The sequence below is a fragment of the Marinobacter salexigens genome, from assembly GCF_018860765.1.
Lineage (GTDB): Bacteria > Pseudomonadota > Gammaproteobacteria > Pseudomonadales > Oleiphilaceae > Marinobacter > Marinobacter salexigens_A.
The window spans coordinates 510,058-525,242 of sequence record NZ_JAHKPV010000021.1; the positions used below are offsets into that span (position 1 = coordinate 510,058).

Below are 15,185 nucleotides of genomic sequence, written 5' to 3' on the forward strand. Positions count from 1 at the left end.
AGCCGGACCAAACGGCCAAGCATTAGGCGCTCAAAGCATTAGATCATCAAGACGCTCATTAATGCGCCTTGGCACTTCAAGCTCAACTTCACCAACCGCCTGACGAATGGCGGCCAACATAGCACGCTCATTCGCATTGCCATGGCTTTTAATGACCACGCCCTGAAGGCCAAGAAGACTCGCGCCATTATGGCGAGAAGGATCCATCAAACGAAGGAGTCGCCCAATAATGGGGCGTGCAAGTAGGCCCACAAAGCGGCCATATAGCGTACGGGTCAATGCCTGCTCCATAAGTTCGATCAGCAACCCGGCTACACCTTCTCCGGTTTTTAGCGCGATATTGCCTACAAAACCATCACACACCACTACATCCGCAACATCGCGAAATAAATCACTACCCTCTACGTAGCCGATATAGTTAATCGAATCACATTGGGCAAGCATATGGGAGGCTAGACGAACCTGTTCGTTGCCTTTTATTTCTTCCTCGCCCACATTCAGCAAAGCTACGCGGGGCTCGCCCTGGCTGCAGATTGCCGAGGCCATCAAAGAACCCATCAAGGCATACTGATAGAGGTTCTCGGCGCTGGAGTCCACGTTGGCACCCAGATCCAGAACATGGCAGCGCCCTCTTAACGAAGGTATCAACTTGGCTATTGCCGGGCGCTCAATACCCGGGTACATACGGATGATAGAACGGCCAAACGCCATCAAAGCACCGGTATTACCCGCACTGACACAGCCCTGAGCCTCGCCATCACGGACCAGACTCAAAGCAATCGCCATAGACGAGTTTTTCTTATGCCGCAGCGCATGCGAGGGACGCTCATTCATGCGCACAACATCTGCAGCTTCAACAATACGGATTCGCGGATGCCCATCATGCAAAAAAGCCTCAAGCTCACTCCGGATTCCCACCAGAATAAAACTTAAGGCTTTATTTTCGCGCACCGCTTCAAGAGCTGCAGCAACGACTACTGCGGCACCCCGATCACCACTCATGGCATCAATCGCTATGGTAACCGGTTTCACCGCTTGGCCATTCGACTGAGGATTGTGCGGTAATGCAACGAGATTACTCGTCGTTAGACTCGATTACCTGCTTACCACGGTAAAATCCGTCCGGAGACACGTGGTGACGACGATGAACTTCGCCGGTTGTTGAATCCGTGCTCAGAGCTGCAGTGCTGAGAGCATCGTGGGCACGACGCATGCCACGCTTGGAACGAGTCTTACGGTTCTTCTGTACAGCCATGGTTCTACTCCTGACCTGTTAACGTAAACTTTACTTGAATAGGGTTACGAATAACGTGTGTTCGTTGATTGCGCCGATCTTCATCAGAAGGCCCACGCCCTAATTAATGCTTTGTATTCTTGAGCCCTGCTAACACGCTGAACGGGTTGTCGGCTTGCTTCTTCTCTGGAACTTCAGCAGAACCATCTGGCTCATAAGCTTCCAACTCTGCACTCGCAGGGCAGTCACCCCGGTCGTGAAGCGGATAAGGAGCCAGCACCAGCAGCAACTCGTCTTCAGTCATTGACCACAGATCCGCACTGAAATCATCAGTCAGAAACGGCTCAAGATCTTTTGGTAACCCCTGCGCCTGCTCGTCGCTGGTCACCAGCCCCAGTGTAAACCGGGAAGCCAAAACAGACTTCATAGGCCCCATGCAGCGCTGACACTCCAGATTAACCGGAGCCTCCAATTCGCCAGTAACAATGCGGCGACGCTGGCTATCTTTGTAAAAAGACAGCTTTACGCGACAAACATCGCCATCATCGAATCCCAAAACAGCTTCACGGAAACGAGGCAATGCACTGAGAGGAATTTCTCCCTCCAGTATGCTTTCGTGTTCCGCCAACTTGTACGGATCGACTATTTTTGGCAACTCGGCACTAGACGCATTTGACATAGGCGCGCAATTCTAGGGGCGAAGCTCGCCGCTGTCAAAGACTTCGTCGGCTTTTGCTCAGGGGTTCCGGTTTCCGTAGGTGTATTCTACGATAAGCGCTTCAAAAACTGGCGCACATTTTTCAAGGATCACCCATGCCCCATAAACATTTGCTACTGGCCTCATCCTCCCCCTACCGCAAAGAGCTTCTTGCAAGGCTTGGACTATCCTTCTCATGCGCCAGCCCAAACATTGATGAATCCCCAAAAAAAGAAGAGAGCCCAAAGGAGCTAGCCATTCGTCTGGCTCGCAGTAAAGCCCAAGCCCTGGCTCCCAAGTACCCGGGGCACTGGGTTATTGGCTCGGATCAGGTAGCCACACTGCCCGACGGCACCTTGCTGAGCAAACCGGGAACCTATTCAAAAGCTATTCAGCAATTGAAGCAAAGCAGCAACAAGAGTGTGAATTTCCTTACCGGTCTAGCCCTTTTAGACGCCGATTCCGGAGAATTACAAACCTGCTGCGAAAAATTTACCGTGCACTTCCGAGACCTGACTTCTCAGGAAATCGAGGCATACCTTCGCAAAGAAGAACCCTACGATTGCGCAGGCAGCTTTAAAATGGAAGGCCTCGGCATAACGCTCTTTCGAGAGCTGCAAGGACAGGACCCAAACAGCCTTATTGGCCTCCCCTTGATCGCCCTCAACAATATGCTAACTGCCTGGGGCAGAAACCCGCTTCTGGAAAACTAGCGAGCCACCCCATTCGTTATCGCAACTCCAGACGCGACTCAACGAGCTGGCTGGCAACGCCCTGACCAAAAGACACACCAAGCTGATCAACAAGATCGCGCAACGGACCTTTGCGACGACTGTAGTCGACCAACTCTTCCTGACCAACGACCTGCCTAGCAACATGGGAGGCGCTACCCAGCCCATCCACAAGCCCAAGTTCTAGCGCCTGCTCCCCGCTCCACACCAGACCACTGAACAAGCGCTCATCGTTCGCCAGACGGTCACCGCGACCCTGTTTTACGGCCTCGATAAACTGCTTGTGGGTATTCTCAAGCACGCTTTGCCAGAACTCCACCTCGCCCTCTTGCTCGGGGGAGAAGGGATCCAGAAACGCTTTGTTCTCGCCTGCAGTGTAAAGCCTGCGCTCTACACCCAACTTATCCATGACACCGGTAAACCCGAAACCACCCGCCACAACACCGATAGACCCTACAAGGCTGGCCCGGTTCGCGTAAATTTCATCAGCTGCAGCAGCAATATAATAAGCACCGGACGCTCCGATATCCGAAATCACCGCATAAACTTTCTTTTCCGGGTACTCATCCCGCAACCGCTTGATTTCATCGTACACATAGCCGGACTGAACCGGGCTGCCGCCTGGGCTGTTTATACGCAAAATTACCGCTACAGCGTTATCCTGCTCAAACGCAGAGCGTAGAGAGCCTACAATATTGTCAGCACTGGAAAGCTCATCTGCAGAAATAGGCCCATTAATCTCAACAATTGCGGTGTGCTTGCCCGTTGTCGCCTCCAGACCGCCGCCAAACGGCGACCAGACAATAACCAGCAAAGCAAACAGATAAGCGAACGTAAGAAACTTGAAAAACACCCCCCAGCGTCGGCTACGACGCTGTTCGGACTGTAACGACATCACAAGCTTTTCGATCAACTTCCAGTCGCGGCCAGATTCAGGCGGCAGACGCGGCTGATTTCGCCCGGAACGCGGCTCTACAGGTTTATCATCCCACTCCGGAGTTTTTTCAGAATCCCAGTCACTCATGCGTTTTTCCCGTTAGACGTTATTTCACCAAAAATCACTTACAAACCAAGCACACTGCGAAGATCCGAAACTGAATCCACGATGGCGCGAGGCCCATAGCTACCAAGCACATCACGCTTATGCACGCCCCACTCAACCCCAATAGAGGGCATACCGATACGCTGCGCCATCTCAAGGTCGTAACGGGTATCACCAATCATTACGGCTTGTGCAGGCTCAATTCCGTAGAAAAGAAGAATTTCCTCAAGCATGCGCGGATCCGGCTTGGAGCGGGTTTCATCAGCACAGCGGGTAATATCAAAATGCGCACCCAATCCACTCGAGACCAGTGCAGGATCCAAGCCCTTGCGACTCTTCCCGGTTGCCACAGAACATCCGCGCCCCGAACTTTGAAGGTCCAGCACCACATCCGCCATACCATCAAACAAACTTTGCGGCGTTGTGACTTTACGAAAGAAATAATTGGCATAGCCCTCTCGAATGGCCGTCATCTCATCATGGCTGATACCAGGATAAAGCCTCCCTAAAGCCTCTACCATACCCAGACCAATAATATCCCGATAGGCCTCTCTCTCCAGAGCGGGATACCCCAACTCGGTAGCCGCTTGATGGAGACTTTCCGCGATATGGTCAACGGAATCCACCAGCGTGCCGTCCCAGTCAAAAATAACAGCTTTAACATCCATTAAATCGCCCCCGTTTCACGCACTTGAAGCCTGCTCAGCACGTGGCTAAATACGTCGTCATAAGGAGCCTCAAACCGAACTGCCTCACCCGTAACAGGCAAGGCCAACTCGAGAGCCCGGGCATGCAGCATCAGGCGCTGACCGCCGACAGCCCGAAAAGCTTTGAGACTTACATCATCCATATACTTGTCATCCCCTGCTATTGGATGACCGGCACAAAGGCTGTGCACACGAATTTGGTGGGTTCGGCCAGTAACCGGAGACGCCTCCACCAGGCTATAGCCTTCAAAGCGCGCAAGACAGCGAAACGTTGTAAGCGACGCTTTGCCTGCCTCATCGACTTTAACCCTGCGCTCACCATTCGGCATTTCATAACGCAACAAAGGCTCATCAACACGGCCAAGTTTGTCGGGCCAATTTCCTGCTACCAGAGCATGGTATTGCTTACGAATTCGCCGCTGCCGGAGTTCGTCTTGCAGGTACCGCAAAGCAGAACGCTTCTTGGCCACCATAACCAAACCGGATGTATCCCTATCCAAGCGATGCACCAACTCAAGAAAGCGCGCTTCCGGGCGAGCTGACCGCAGCACTTCAATCAGACCGAAGCTGAGACCGCTACCACCATGCACCGCTATGCCGGAAGGTTTGTTCACCACCAGCATCTGATCATTTTCGAATACCACTGCCGCTTCCACAACGCCCTGAACACGGCTCCCTGGGGCCGCTTGGGGCGCCTTTTCTTTTCGAACCACTGGCGGAATACGCACTTGATCGCCTGTTGCAAGACGCGTATCAGGCTTTACCCTACCCTTATTTACCCGCACCTCCCCCTTTCGGACGATGCGGTAAATGATACTTCTGGGCACACCACGAAGCTGGGCCAGCAGAAAATTATCCAGCCGTTGCCCGTGGTTGTCTTCGTCAACCGTCACCCACAAAACGCCCTGTTTAACCGGCTCCCGAGCGGAATCAGCTTTCCGCGCACCGGCACTGTGCACCGGGTAAGACGTCGGTTTTTTCGCCCGGCCTTTAGCTGGCTTTCCGTTAGCTGGTTTGCGGGACATAAGATTCCTTTAAAAAGGTGACGTAACTGACGGCACGGGCAGGATTGAACGAGTACCTGATTGCTGTTATATTCCAGCGTGATCTGTCGTTTGTCTACGGCCTGACCAACTCTAGTCAGAAGCCGGAGCGGCAGAAGTATACCGACACTATTCAAGAGTTTGAACGCCGAGCGCCCAATCACTATCGGGCACGGCGTAAGAAATGCTTCCGAAGTGCCGAGGAATACCCGTAAAAGAACGGCGAACTGGCACCGGAAATTACTAAAACCGCGCGGAAAACCGCCGGGCGATTATCGCGAAGAATCACTGCCACGCAAGGCCGGGCCGTCCAGCTTACGAATACGACGTGAGACCCAAGCGCTTGTGTGAACTTGAAAACGGATTATATGCGTCAACAGACAAGAACCCTACACGACACTTCGCTGCCATTAGGCAGACGGTACGTTGTCGGTGGTCTCAGACCAAGAGGATCACACCCCGACAGGGAGTGATTCGTTTGTCCGCCGCTCCTCCCCTGCCTCGCAGGGCTTGCGGCACGCACATCCTGCTTCGCAGATGCGACGCCCATCGGTTTTCTGTCAAAATCTAACGACAGGAAATCCACTTTTCCCATGAAAAGAATGCTCATTAATGCAACTCACCCAGAAGAGTTGCGCGTCGCCCTAGTTGACGGCCAACGCCTGTTTGACCTAGATATCGAATCCAGCTCACGTGAGCAGAAAAAATCCAACATCTACAAAGGACGCATCACTCGTGTAGAGCCGAGTCTGGAAGCCGCATTTGTTGATTTTGGCGCTGATCGCCACGGTTTTCTTCCTCTAAAGGAAATTTCCAGAGACTACTTCAAAAAATCACCGGGCCAAATCGAAGGCAAGGTAAACATCAAGGAAGTAGTTACGGAAGGTCAGGAAGTTATCGTCCAAGTCGATAAAGAAGAGCGTGGAAATAAAGGCGCCGCCCTCACGACATTTATCTCCCTAGCCGGACGCTATCTTGTTCTAATGCCCAACAATCCCCGCGCTGGCGGTATTTCCCGCCGCATCGAAGGCGAAGAGCGGGCGAACCTGAAAGAAGCCATGAATCAGGTACAAGTGCCCAAATCTATGGGCATTATCGTACGCACCGCTGGCATCGGGCGCACATCTGAAGAGCTGCAATGGGATCTCGACTACCTTGTACAGTTCTGGGAAGCGATTACTCAGGCCGCTGGCGAGCGCAAAGCGCCTTTTCTGATTCATCAGGAAAGCAATGTTATTATCCGCGCCGTTAGGGATTATCTACGTCAGGATATCGGAGAAGTTCTGATAGACTCGGAGGGCGTTTACGAGGACGTACTGAATTTCGTTCGCGCCGTAATGCCTACGTTCGAGAACAAAATTAAGCTATACAAAGACGAAATCCCTCTGTTTAGCCGGTACCAAATCGAAGGCCAGATTGAAACCGCCTTCCAGCGGGAAGTAAAGCTCCCATCGGGTGGGTCGATCGTTATTGACCCAACAGAGGCGCTGGTGTCCATCGACATCAACTCATCCCGCGCCACAAAAGGTCATGATATCGAAGAAACAGCCTTCCAGACTAATCTGGAAGCTGCAGAGGAAATTGCTCGCCAGCTACGCTTGCGGGACATGGGCGGCTTGATCGTCATCGACTTCATCGATATGACACCCGCCAGACACCAGCGCGAAGTCGAGCAAAAAGTACGAGAAGCCTTGGAAATCGACCGGGCGAGGGTTCAGGTTGGCAAAATCTCCCGCTTCGGCCTACTGGAAATGTCCCGTCAACGGCTGCGCCCGTCCCTCGGAGAGACCCGCAGTGAAGTCTGCCCCCGCTGTGAAGGCCAAGGCACAATCCGTGGCATCGAGTCTCTGGCGCTGAGTATCATGCGCCTGATCTACGAAGAGTCCTCCAAGGATAAAACCGGAGAAGTCCGTGCAGTGGTGCCGGTATCTGTAGCTACATTCCTGCTTAACGAAAAGCGCAAGCAGCTTGCAGATATAGAGGCCAACCAAGAAGTTAGCATTGTTGTCGTGCCAGTTCCCCACATGGAAACGCCACACTTTGAAATCCTGCGCATGCGCGACGACGAAACCACGCCCGAGCACATCTCAAGCCATCAGGTAGCGCAGGAATACAGCGAACGAGAAGAGGAAGTGTTTGAGGCGCCAGCCGCTGATAAGCCGGTTCGCGAGCAGGCCGCAGTGAGAGCTATTCGCCCGAGCGCCCCTGCCCCGGCCGCCACAGTTCCAGAAGCACAAGAAGCTGCCGAACAAGACGATGGCCTGCTCCGCAGGATCGGTCGCAAAATAGCATGCTTCTTCAGCGGCGAAGGTGAGCAGAGCGGCGAAACCCGCGAAAACTCGAAAGCCAGCAACAATCGCGAAGACCAGCGCAATCAGGCTCGCCAGGACCGCCGTAAAACGCGCGTTGCCCGCGACAACCAAAGCTCCGGTGGAAATAAGCGTAACGGCAGCGAACGCCGGCAGGGCAACAACCAACAGAACCGTGGCGATGATAACCGTTCACGCGGCCGCAACCGCAATGACGACCAGAATCGCCCTAACCAGAACCGTCAATCGGCCGACAAAGGAGCTGACAATAAGGGTTCTGATAGCAAAAATGCAGACAGCCGCGGCGGGGACAACCGCCGGGATAACCGCAAAGATGGGTCGAGCCGTGGTCAGAATCGTAACCGCCCACAGCGGGACGCAAAAAACAACAGTGATAAAAAAGACACCACTCAGCAAGACGCACCTCAAAAGGCTGTTGCTGGTAAGTCAACTTCTGACGACAGTCGCCGCAAACCACGTCGCCCCCGTAACCGGGATGGCTCGCCTTCCGAAAGCCCGGCGTCTACACCCGCTGCGCGAAAGAATACTCGTAATGAGAAGCACCAAAAGGACACTCAGCCAGAAACAAGTAGCGACAACGCTAATGTGAAAGCTACTGCCGTCTCTGAAAAGAGCGCTGATCAAGCAACGAGCAAGGCTCCGGCAACTCAGCAGAAACCATCAACCTCAGAGAAGAAAGGTCCGATAGCAAATAAGGCGGATGAAACCTTCACACAGGAAAAGAGTGAGCAAAAGTCTTTGCAGGCACCAAGCTCACAGGCCCCTGTTACCGGTGAAGCAAAAGTAAATGCCGAAGCGTCCGCTGAAGCAGCCGCACCCAAAGCTCCAACTGAAGAGACTAAAGCACCCTCTGCCCCCAAACAGAAAGAGCCTTCGGTCCAAAGCCAGCAAGAGCCCACCGCCAAGCCTGATAGCAAGCCCTCCGCAGACGCTGAACAGAAGCCATACGTCGCGGCAGAGCAAAAGCCCGGTGCAGCTAAAGAAGATCTAGAGCCAGCCGCCAAAGACGAAGGCATCAAAGAAGCAAAAGAGTCATCGGCCAAAGAAACGAAGGAGCCATCAACCCAAGAGGCTAAGGTGTCGCCAGCTAAAGAAGGCAAAGAGCCCTCAGCCAAAGAACCCTCAGTTGAGGAAAATAAAGAGCCTTCGGCCAAAGAAGATAGCAAACCCTCAGCAAACAAAGGAGAAGAAATACCTCCAGCCAAAGCCGAGGAAAAGTTAGCCGAGAGTGAAAACAAGGCAGCGCCTGCGCGCAAGCCGAGATCGGCACCTGCAAGAAGCCGAGCCAAAGCAGCGGCAAAAGAGCCTGCCCCTAAGGCAGTTGAAACGAAAACGGAAGCACAGCAAAGCAACGCAGCACCCACGCCTGCTGACAAGCCTTCCGCTGAAACGACAGTTCCGGTCACTCCGGGTCGCGCATACAATGACCCTCGCGAAGTGCGCAAGCGCCAGCGAGCAGCCGAAGCAGCTAAAAAATCAGAAGGCAACTAATCCATGCTATCCAACTCCGATATTGAAGCACTGGAGGACATACTGTTTGCCGATCCCTGGGGCGACGACGCTCTGGACTTCTTCGGCTTTCATGGGGTTGTCTGTGCCAGCGTCATCGGTCCTGCGAAACTGAGCATGGAAACGGTGTTCCGCCTTGTAACTGGTACCGACGAGACACCCGGCGGCGGAATCCCGGACACCTTCCGCCAGTGTGTTACGCAACTGGCGGGAGATATGGTCAAAGCTCTCGACATGGGTCAGGCCATTGAGCTTCCGGAACCGGAAGATGGTGATCCAATGAACGCGCTGGAAAACTGGTGCGCGGGTTTTGTGGATACCTTCATGGAATATGAAAACGAGTGGCTGGATGCCGCGAGCGAAGAAGAAACTGCCGATCTGATGGTGCCTATGCTGACGTTGTCAGGCCTGTTCGACGATGAGGATTTTCAGAACGTTCGTAATAGCGAAAAGCTGTCGAGCCAGATGGCCGATGCCATCCCTGACTCATTGACTGACTTATACTTGCTGTTCCACGCACCGGATTAAACCCGTGCGTTAGAGTCAGGCGCTTGTTTGAAATGATGCCAGACCGGCTCCAGCCCGTCTGGCATTTTTGGTATCCGCCCCAACTCACACCAAGGCGCACCGGGAAAATGGAAATCACTGCCCTGAGACGCTAGTAGCTTCTCCCGCATACACAATTCCGTCAGAAACCCGAGATCACCACTGGATTGCCCGGAGGTAATCACCTCAATGGCCTGCCCCCCAGCGCGGCGAAAATCCGCAGTCAACTCCCGTAGCTTTGTTGCAGTAAGCTGGTATTTTCTCGGGTGGGCTAGTACCGCAATACCGCCGGCTGAATTGATCCATTGCACAACTTCCTGTAGCTCCGGCCAGTATGCTTTCACATCCCCAACCTTCCCTGCCCCCAGATGACGCTTAAACGCCTGTGCAGCATTCTTGACGATACCAGACTCCACCATAACCCGCGCAAAGTGTGGTCGTCCTGGTACGTCTCCATTCGCTTGCACAGTTGCTCGCTCTAGAAGGTCCGGAATATTGAGTTTACTCAAGCGCTCGGCAATCATAGACGCGCGAGCCCAGCGATTACGGTTTTGCTGCCCCAACGCAGCGTGAAATGCACTGTTGTCGACATCAAAATCCACGCCGACGACGTGTATTGTGCGACTGCGCCATAAGCAGGAAAGCTCAACACCGGGAATCAGCACAACCCCGTTAGCGGTTGCCGCGACCTGCGCTTCGGCAAGCCCGCTAATCGTGTCGTGGTCAGTAAGGGCCAGATGCGTCACTTTTTTCTCCGCTGCACGATCTAACAGTTCCGTAGGAGAAAGAGCGCCATCCGACGCGGTGCTGTGACAGTGCAGATCAATGCACAAAACAGGGTCTTGCGGTATAGTCACAAAAATTTCCAATTGAAATGAGTGGCGGCGCGAATAGCAAGACAGGCTCAGCCAAATCAAGCCAGCCAGAGCGTACAGTGTACCAGCCCCACCACTCCATGCATTAGTTTCCAAACCAGCCAAGGAACCGGAGCCCCGCATGTATTACGCCATTATCAGTGAAGATATCGACAACAGCCTTCCGCTGCGCCAAACCGCAAGACCCGCACATATTGAACGGCTGCAGACGCTAAAAAAAGAGGGTAGGCTTCTTATAGCTGGGCCGCATCCAGCCATCGACACTTCAGACCCTGGCGATGCCGGTTTTTCAGGCAGCCTTGTGGTGGCGGAATTCGATTCCCTTGCAGCAGCCCAAAACTGGGCCGACAGCGATCCCTATATGGACGCTGGCGTTTACAGTAAAGTAACAGTTAAACCCTTTAAAATGGTTCTGCCCTGACGCTGCCGATACCGTTCGATGAGCTTATTGTAATGACAGCTCGCTTGAACAAGCCCATATCTGTGACAGAATTGCGGCTTTGACACAAACGAGCTTTTTCACCTGAATACTTTGGGAACCTTGCCAGTGACGCTTTTTCGCCTTGCCATCAGTGCGCTTTTTATTTTCTCCTCCATCGCAGCTGTTCAGGCGAAAACCGTCTGGGTGGATGACCAGCTTTATCTACCGGTCCGCTCCGGCGCGGGCTCCCAGTACCGCATTATTGAAAATGCCGTGCCCAGCGGCACGGCTCTGGAAGTTATCGAAACGTCCGATTCCGGCTATACGCGAGTGCGCACCCCGAAAGGCAACGACGGCTGGGTTTCCAGCCAGTACCTAAGCAATACACCCATTGCCGCAGACAGACTGAAAACCGTGAGCCGGCAACTAGAACAGGCACAAAGCGAGTTGTCCGCTGTTAAGGAAAAACTGCAAGACGTATCCACCGAAAGAGATACCCTGAGTAACGCGGAGTCATCACTTTCCGCCCACTCCGAAGAGTTGCAGAAAGAACTCAGGCGCATAAAGAACATAGCCTCAGACTCAATTAATCTGGTAAACCGCAACCGTGAACTACTGGAAGAAAATCAAAAACTACGCAATGATTTGGAAGTGCTGACGGCGGAGAATGAGCGGCTTGAGGCCAGCAATGACTCTGACATGATGCTTTTCGGTGGTATTTTGGTGTTTGGTGGTGTATTTCTAGCACTGGTGATCCCAATGCTCAAACCTACAAGAAAAACCGATAACTGGGCGTGAATGCTATGAAGGACTATTCGGAAAAACGCGATTTTCATCGCATGCAAGTAGAGTCAGAAATCGAAATCACGGATAGCAAAGGCAAAACATTTGCGGGTATTTGCAAAGACCTAAGTGCTACGGGCATGCAGTTGCTTGTAAAGCAACCGGTAATGGTTGGGGAAGAACTGAGTACGGTACTGCACCCGAGCAGTGATCAATTCCCCCCACTAGAAACTATCTGCGAGGTAATCCGGTGCGAACCAGAAGGTGACGGCTTTTTGCTGGGAACCAACATCAGCGAAGTCACCCGCTAGTTTCTTGCTTTAACAGAACTTAAAAAAGACTAGACCAGTGGCTTTTCTGACACCAGAATCCCATTGTTGTCAGCATATACATAGTGACCTGGGCGGAAGGTCACGCCATGGAAGGTTACCGGCACATCAAAATCGCCTAGGCCACGCTTTTCGCTTTTTCGAGGATAAGTAGCCAGCGCCTGAACTCCAAGATCTGTCTTCCCGATCTCGTCGACGTCCCTCACGCAGCCGTATATGATCAAGCCAGCCCAGCCGTTACTGGCAGCCTTCTCGGCCAGCATGTCGCCCAACAGCGCGTGGCGCATTGAACCGCCCCCGTCCACTACCATCACGCGACCCTTTCCCGGCAAACCAACTTGTTCCTTCACCACCGAGTTGTCTTCAAAGCACTTTACGGTGACGATTTCGCCACCGAAAGCCTGTATCCCGCCGTAGTTATTGAAGCCAGGCGCAGCCACCTCAACTTCTGGAAACTCGTCACACAGATCCGGGGTAATAATTGTTCCCACCTTATCGCTCTCCATATTGTGCAGAAATGAACTCAGTCGATTTTTTCATCAGCCAAAAAGAACCAGGTATCCAGAACCGAATCCGGGTTGAGCGACACGGTATCAATACCCTGATCCATCAACCATTTTGCAAGATCCGGATGATCAGACGGCCCCTGACCGCAAATGCCAATGTATTTACCAGCTTTTTTACAAGCCTGAATAGCGTTGGACAGAAGGATCTTGACAGCCTCATCGCGCTCGTCGAACAAGTGCGCAATGATTCCCGAATCGCGGTCGAGACCCAGAGTTAGCTGGGTCAGATCGTTGGAGCCGATGGAGAAGCCATCAAAGTGCTCTAGAAATTTCTCCGCCAGCAAGGCGTTGCCCGGCAACTCGCACATCATGATCACACGCAGGCCATTCTCACCACGCTTAAGACCATTCTCGGCCAGTAAATTGACCACTTGCTCTGCTTCGCCCACGGTGCGTACAAAGGGCACCATAATCTCAACGTTGGTCAGGCCCATTTCATTGCGCACTCGCTTGAGGGCACGACACTCAAGCTCGAAACAGTCACGAAAGGTTTCAGAGATATAGCGAGAGGCTCCACGGAAGCCCAGCATCGGGTTTTCTTCATCTGGCTCGTATAAGGTGCCACCAATCAGGTTGGCATACTCGTTGGATTTGAAGTCAGACAAACGCACGATAACCTTCTTCGGCGAAAATGCGGCAGCCAGAGTGGAAATCCCTTCAACCAGCTTGTCTACGTAGAAATCAACCGGTGAACTGTAGCCAGAGATGCGCTTTTCTACCGTTTGCTTGACGTCGCGGGGCAGACCTTCAAAATTCAGAAGTGCCTTCGGGTGCACGCCAATCATGCGGTTAATAATAAACTCAAGCCGTGCCAGACCAACACCTTCGTTGGGCAGTGACTGGAAATCAAAGGCGCGATCCGGGTTACCCACGTTCATCATAATCTTGAACGGAATATTAGGCATGGAGTCTACGGTATTCTCACGCAGTTCAAAGTCCAGCGCTCCCTCGTAAATCAAGCCGGTGTCACCTTCAGCACAGGACACCGTAACCTCTTGGCCGTCTTTCAATATCTCTGTCGCATCACCACAGCCCACAACCGCCGGGATTCCAAGTTCTCGGGCAATGATCGCTGCGTGACAGGTACGGCCGCCTCTATCGGTGATGATCGCGGATGCACGCTTCATAACAGGCTCCCAATCCGGATCTGTCATGTCTGTTACCAGCACATCGCCATCTTGGACGCGGTCCATTTCCTTAATGCTGGTAATGGTTTTGACCGGGCCAGCACCAATTTTATGACCGATACTACGGCCCTCGACCAGCACTGTGCCGGTTTCATTGAGCAGGTAGCGCTCCATAACATTGGCTGACGCCCGGCTTTTAACCGTTTCGGGGCGGGCTTGAACGATGTAGATTTTGCCATCGTCGCCATCCTTGGCCCACTCGATGTCCATGGGCCTTTGGTAGTGCTTTTCGATGATCATGGCTTGCTTAGCAAGCTCTTCCACTTCTGCATCGGAAATACAGAACCGGCCGCGCTCTTCCGGATCTACCTTAACGGTCTCCACTAGCTGGCCGGAGCTCGGCTCTGAGTGGTATATCATTTTAATGGCCTTACTACCCAGATTACGACGTAACACAGCGGGGCGACCCGCCGCTAGGGTCGGCTTGTGAACATAAAATTCATCCGGGTTAACGGCACCCTGAACCACTGTTTCACCAAGGCCATAGGAGCCAGTGATAAACACAACATCGCGGAAGCCTGATTCCGTATCCAGCGTGAACATTACTCCGCTTGAAGCGGTTTCACTGCGCACCATTTTCTGGATGCCCGCAGACAAAGCCACAAGCTTGTGATCGAAACCGTGGTGAACACGGTAAGAAATGGCGCGATCATTAAACAGGGAGGCGAAAACCTCTTTTACGGAGGCGCGTACTTGCTCAAGCCCAACCACATTCAGGAAGGTTTCCTGCTGACCTGCGAAGGACGCATCCGGCAGGTCTTCGGCAGTTGCGGAGGAGCGCACAGCCACGGCCATTTTATCGTTGCCGTTGAGCATTTGGCTGTAAGCTTCTTTAAGAGCGATTTCCAGCGCATCCGGGAAGGGCGTATCGATAATCCACTGACGAATTTTGGCGCCAACGCGGGCAAGCTCGTTCACGTCGTTAATATCGAGACTGTCGAGGAGGTTATCGATTTTATCCTTTAGGCCATCTTTGGCCAAAAACTCACGATAAGCATGAGCAGTGGTAGCGAAACCACCGGGAACCGTCACACCAGCGTTGGCGAGATTACTGATCATTTCACCGAGGGAGGCGTTTTTTCCGCCTACCCGGTCAACATCGGACATTCCCAGATGATCAAACCAGATTATGTAATCTTCCAAAGCGTGTCTCCCTCTAATCTGTATGGCAAAGAATAAAACCGG

16 protein-coding genes are annotated in these 15,185 nt (G+C 53.0%); 7 read left to right on the top strand and 9 right to left on the bottom strand.

The features are described from left to right. Nucleotides 1-30: 30 nt before the first annotated feature. The 3 genes from plsX to KO508_RS15970 form a co-directional block, all read right to left on the bottom strand. Nucleotides 31-1,032, bottom strand: coding sequence for a phosphate acyltransferase PlsX (gene plsX, locus KO508_RS15960; RefSeq protein WP_216009279.1), 1,002 nt, complete (start codon nt 1,030-1,032; stop codon nt 31-33). 43 nt (nt 1,033-1,075) lie between these two features. Then, nucleotides 1,076-1,255 carry a 50S ribosomal protein L32 gene (rpmF, locus tag KO508_RS15965; protein ID WP_200361407.1) on the bottom strand — a complete coding sequence of 60 codons (180 nt, stop codon included), beginning with the start codon at nt 1,253-1,255 and terminating at the stop codon, nt 1,076-1,078. Between the two features lie 103 nt (nt 1,256-1,358). Then, a complete protein-coding gene (locus tag KO508_RS15970; protein WP_216009280.1) occupies nt 1,359-1,913 on the bottom strand; it encodes a YceD family protein in 555 nt (184 codons plus the stop codon). A gap of 134 nt (nt 1,914-2,047) precedes the next feature. Between KO508_RS15970 and KO508_RS15975 the strand changes: the two genes are divergently transcribed. Continuing rightward, nucleotides 2,048-2,644, top strand: a complete 597-nt coding sequence (locus tag KO508_RS15975; protein WP_216009281.1) for a Maf family protein — start codon at nt 2,048-2,050, stop codon at nt 2,642-2,644. Between the two features lie 16 nt (nt 2,645-2,660). On the opposite strand, the gene KO508_RS15980 is transcribed toward KO508_RS15975, so the two are convergent. The 3 genes from KO508_RS15980 to rluC are packed head-to-tail and all read right to left on the bottom strand — an operon-like array spanning nt 2,661 to nt 5,436. Next, on the bottom strand, nt 2,661-3,686 hold the full coding sequence (locus tag KO508_RS15980) for a S49 family peptidase (RefSeq protein WP_216009282.1): 1,026 nt from the start codon (nt 3,684-3,686) through the stop codon (nt 2,661-2,663). Nucleotides 3,687-3,724: 38 nt separating this feature from the next. Then, on the bottom strand, nt 3,725-4,372 hold the full coding sequence (locus KO508_RS15985; protein WP_216009283.1) for an HAD family hydrolase: 648 nt from the start codon (nt 4,370-4,372) through the stop codon (nt 3,725-3,727). Then, the gene (gene rluC, locus KO508_RS15990) at nt 4,372-5,436 is read right to left on the bottom strand and encodes a 23S rRNA pseudouridine(955/2504/2580) synthase RluC (protein WP_216009284.1); all 1,065 of its coding nucleotides are present in this window, start codon (nt 5,434-5,436) and stop codon (nt 4,372-4,374) included. Before rluC ends, KO508_RS15985 begins: the two co-directional genes overlap by 1 nt. 44 nt (nt 5,437-5,480) lie before the next feature. Here rluC and KO508_RS15995 point away from each other — a divergent pair, with 44 nt between their 5' ends. The 3 genes from KO508_RS15995 (at nt 5,481) to KO508_RS16005 (ending at nt 9,821) form a co-directional block, all read left to right on the top strand. Beyond that, nucleotides 5,481-5,669, top strand: coding sequence for a hypothetical protein (locus KO508_RS15995; protein WP_216009285.1), 189 nt, complete (start codon nt 5,481-5,483; stop codon nt 5,667-5,669). 378 nt (nt 5,670-6,047) lie between these two features. Beyond that, a complete protein-coding gene (gene rne, locus KO508_RS16000; RefSeq protein WP_216009286.1) occupies nt 6,048-9,275 on the top strand; it encodes a ribonuclease E in 3,228 nt (1,075 codons plus the stop codon). A 3-nt stretch (nt 9,276-9,278) separates the two neighbouring features. Beyond that, nucleotides 9,279-9,821, top strand: coding sequence for a YecA family protein (locus tag KO508_RS16005; RefSeq protein WP_216009287.1), 543 nt, complete (start codon nt 9,279-9,281; stop codon nt 9,819-9,821). Here the strand turns inward: KO508_RS16005 and KO508_RS16010 are convergent. Continuing rightward, a complete protein-coding gene (locus KO508_RS16010) occupies nt 9,818-10,696 on the bottom strand; it encodes a PHP domain-containing protein (RefSeq protein ID WP_354668048.1) in 879 nt (292 codons plus the stop codon). The genes KO508_RS16005 and KO508_RS16010 overlap by 4 nt on opposite strands. Before the next feature lie 139 nt (nt 10,697-10,835). Between KO508_RS16010 and KO508_RS16015 the strand changes: the two genes are divergently transcribed. From KO508_RS16015 to KO508_RS16025, 3 genes are all read left to right on the top strand, one after another. Continuing rightward, nucleotides 10,836-11,135 (top strand): YciI family protein, encoded by a 300-nt coding sequence (locus tag KO508_RS16015; RefSeq protein WP_216009289.1) that lies wholly within the window; start codon nt 10,836-10,838, stop codon nt 11,133-11,135. Nucleotides 11,136-11,261: 126 nt separating this feature from the next. Continuing rightward, the gene (locus KO508_RS16020; protein ID WP_216009290.1) at nt 11,262-11,933 is read left to right on the top strand and encodes a TIGR04211 family SH3 domain-containing protein; all 672 of its coding nucleotides are present in this window, start codon (nt 11,262-11,264) and stop codon (nt 11,931-11,933) included. A gap of 5 nt (nt 11,934-11,938) precedes the next feature. Then, the gene (locus KO508_RS16025) at nt 11,939-12,229 is read left to right on the top strand and encodes a PilZ domain-containing protein (RefSeq protein WP_216009291.1); all 291 of its coding nucleotides are present in this window, start codon (nt 11,939-11,941) and stop codon (nt 12,227-12,229) included. Between the two features lie 29 nt (nt 12,230-12,258). Here KO508_RS16025 and rraA read toward each other — a convergent pair whose 3' ends face one another. After that, a complete protein-coding gene (rraA, locus tag KO508_RS16030; protein ID WP_354668049.1) occupies nt 12,259-12,738 on the bottom strand; it encodes a ribonuclease E activity regulator RraA in 480 nt (159 codons plus the stop codon). A gap of 32 nt (nt 12,739-12,770) precedes the next feature. Next, on the bottom strand, nt 12,771-15,143 hold the full coding sequence (gene ppsA, locus KO508_RS16035) for a phosphoenolpyruvate synthase (RefSeq protein ID WP_216009293.1): 2,373 nt from the start codon (nt 15,141-15,143) through the stop codon (nt 12,771-12,773). Nucleotides 15,144-15,185 lie beyond the last annotated feature (42 nt).

Coding starts and splice junctions, on each gene's coding strand:
- KO508_RS15985 (WP_216009283.1), bottom strand. CDS start 4,372: ATGGATGTTAAAGCTGTTATTTTTGACTGGGACGGCACGCTGGTGGAT.
- KO508_RS16015 (WP_216009289.1), top strand. CDS start 10,836: ATGTATTACGCCATTATCAGTGAAGATATCGACAACAGCCTTCCGCTG.
- KO508_RS16025 (WP_216009291.1), top strand. CDS start 11,939: ATGAAGGACTATTCGGAAAAACGCGATTTTCATCGCATGCAAGTAGAG.
- rne (WP_216009286.1), top strand. CDS start 6,048: ATGAAAAGAATGCTCATTAATGCAACTCACCCAGAAGAGTTGCGCGTC.
- rluC (WP_216009284.1), bottom strand. CDS start 5,436: ATGTCCCGCAAACCAGCTAACGGAAAGCCAGCTAAAGGCCGGGCGAAA.
- KO508_RS15970 (WP_216009280.1), bottom strand. CDS start 1,913: ATGTCAAATGCGTCTAGTGCCGAGTTGCCAAAAATAGTCGATCCGTAC.
- KO508_RS15980 (WP_216009282.1), bottom strand. CDS start 3,686: ATGAGTGACTGGGATTCTGAAAAAACTCCGGAGTGGGATGATAAACCT.
- KO508_RS16005 (WP_216009287.1), top strand. CDS start 9,279: ATGCTATCCAACTCCGATATTGAAGCACTGGAGGACATACTGTTTGCC.
- KO508_RS15975 (WP_216009281.1), top strand. CDS start 2,048: ATGCCCCATAAACATTTGCTACTGGCCTCATCCTCCCCCTACCGCAAA.
- rpmF (WP_200361407.1), bottom strand. CDS start 1,255: ATGGCTGTACAGAAGAACCGTAAGACTCGTTCCAAGCGTGGCATGCGT.